Annotated in this window: 1 protein-coding gene; it reads left to right on the top strand. The window is 58.7% G+C overall.

Annotated elements, in window-relative coordinates:
• The coding region (locus SB764_RS43350; protein WP_410867217.1) for a hypothetical protein at nt 1-247 on the top strand (247 nt) is incomplete at both ends.

Here is a 247-nt window from a genome sequence, read left to right as displayed (position 1 = left end):
GGCGATTACTACAGCGGCAAGGACACGCACTTCGGCGCGGATCTCATGAAAACGGTGCAGAGCAAGCTGCCGCTGGTCAACCTCGGGCACTGGAAGACTGTGTGGAACCGACTCATCTGGGACAACATCGCAGAGAGTCTTTCGCCCGGCGTGACGCAGCGAAACATTCGTCGTTCTAACCAACAGTACGGAAACGATTACTGGTGGAAGCCGGGCGAGGCGACGCCACAGCGCGCGCCAAATCTTG

It is taken from the genome of Paraburkholderia sp. SIMBA_027, from assembly GCF_046535315.1.
GTDB classification, from domain to species: domain Bacteria; phylum Pseudomonadota; class Gammaproteobacteria; order Burkholderiales; family Burkholderiaceae; genus Paraburkholderia; species Paraburkholderia tropica.
The sequence above is the reverse complement of the archived record's forward strand: the minus strand, read 5'-3'. Positions and strand labels throughout refer to the sequence as shown.